This window comes from Trichococcus sp. K1Tr, from assembly GCF_028309625.1.
Lineage (GTDB): Bacteria > Bacillota > Bacilli > Lactobacillales > Aerococcaceae > Trichococcus.
On sequence record NZ_JAQMHR010000016.1, the window covers coordinates 7,124 to 8,919 of the forward strand.

Sequence of the window (1,796 nt, forward strand, 5' to 3'; positions counted from 1 at the left end):
CATAATTGAACAGCAAATCCCAAACGGTTATGATCTCTTCTATGTCGTTTAATAACTTCCAAATCATATTGCGAAAAAGTATAATAGGTTTCCAGTTCCCGTTCAGTCATATCAGATGGAATTCGTACAAACTCTGCTCTTTGATCTGCTGTAAGTAATTCTTTCCCTCTTGATGCCATATTTCCCACATCCCTTCGAAAACATAGATTTATTTCTATTTTTCTAGATATCTATAAACAGTAGTTCGGGAAATACCCCACCTTTGAGCAATATCCGTAATGGGTGTCCCATTTGCCACCAATGTCTTTAGCATTTCTAATTCTTTTTTATCTAACTTCTCTGGTCTTCCACCTAATCGTCCTCTGGCTCTTGCTGCAGCACGACCAGCTGCCGAGCGCTCGTGAATAAGATTTCGTTCAAATTCAGCAAAAGCCGCAAAAAGATGAAACATAAGTTGTCCCGTTGCACTAGCCTTGTCCATCGTAATATTTTCCTGTAGGCTATGGAAACTGATACCTCGTTCATTTAAATCATTTACAATTTTAATTAAATGCTGCATATTTCTCCCTAATCGATCGAGGCGCCAAACTACTATTGTGTCGCCAGATCGTACAAAACGGAGAGCATCTTCTAATCCTTGTCGTTTATCTTTAGCTCCACTAATTTTATCTGTAAATATTTCTTCGCAACCATGTTCCTTAAGAGCATCAAATTGTAAATCAAGATTTTGAATGCCTGTTGAAACACGAGCATATCCTACCTTCATTAATTTCTCCCCTTGATTTTCAATTTTTCTGTTTTATTGTAACACAACTTACTGTTAGGGGTAGTATCTGAACATAGATTTATTTACATAGTTTCTGAACATATACAAAAGGTAAAAAGGTAGAAAACTATTTTAGTTACCATGTGTTCATTAATTGCTGATTTTCTGGACAATAATATTTTAAAAATTCAAATGTAAATAATTTTAAAGCATGCTACATTCAAAATGTACCAAACAAATATAAATGAAGAAGGGAAGAGAGAATCTATGAAATTTAAAGTCGAAACACTTCCAAACTATCGCATCGCTTATGTACGGCGAGTTGGCCCATATGGTTCTGCAAATATTGAAGTAATGGAGAAGTTAAAAAAATGGGCTAAAGAGAAAAATCTTTTTGAATCGTCAATCATATTTGCAGTCCCGCAAGATAACCCTGAGACAACACTACCTGAAAACTGTCGATATGATGCTTGTATTGTGCTTCCAAATGATTATCAAATGGATGATTCAATTTATGAAGGTGAAATTTCTGGTGGTAAATACTTTGTTTACGAAATCAAACATACTGCGGAAGATATCCAAAAACCATATGCAGAAATTTTCACATCTGTACAAAGTACTGGATATCAAATTGATAACAAGCCTATTTTGGAAAGATACACTTATGATATGGTAAATAACCATTATTGCGAAATCTGTGTCCCAATAAAACCATGACTTTCCGGGTGTATGAAATTACTGAATTTTTCAAACAAAAATATTAATCTATCTAATAACATCAGTTGTTGATTAAGAAGATCAAAAGAGCATGTTTAAAAAAAATTTCATTAAGGCATGCTCTTATTGTATTAAATGGATAAATGACTAGTGTATTTTTACTTCTTATTAACTATATATTCGCCCCGTCAGGAAGAAAATAAGCCAGATCCATTAATAATCTCTTCGCTAGACATTAACGTTGTTTCATATATCGTTTTATTTTGCTTTTTCATAAAGGACTGGACAACCTCATAACCTACTGCGTAACCAG

4 protein-coding genes are annotated in these 1,796 nt (G+C 34.0%); 1 reads left to right on the forward strand and 3 read right to left on the reverse strand.

Annotation, left to right across the window (positions count from 1 at the left end):
- Nucleotides 1–179: DUF4158 domain-containing protein (locus PH235_RS14570; protein WP_334223646.1), on the reverse strand; the 179-nt coding region annotated here is incomplete at its 3' end.
- 35 nt (nt 180–214) lie between these two features.
- On the reverse strand, nt 215–766 hold the full coding sequence (locus PH235_RS14340) for a recombinase family protein (RefSeq protein ID WP_025911944.1): 552 nt from the start codon (nt 764–766) through the stop codon (nt 215–217).
- 267 nt (nt 767–1,033) lie between these two features.
- Here PH235_RS14340 and PH235_RS14345 point away from each other — a divergent pair, with 267 nt between their 5' ends.
- Nucleotides 1,034–1,483, forward strand: coding sequence for an AraC family transcriptional regulator (locus PH235_RS14345; protein WP_251385843.1), 450 nt, complete (start codon nt 1,034–1,036; stop codon nt 1,481–1,483).
- A 188-nt stretch (nt 1,484–1,671) separates the two neighbouring features.
- Here PH235_RS14345 and PH235_RS14610 read toward each other — a convergent pair.
- Nucleotides 1,672–1,796: DUF2268 domain-containing putative Zn-dependent protease (locus tag PH235_RS14610; protein ID WP_443080894.1), on the reverse strand; the 125-nt coding region annotated here is incomplete at its 5' end.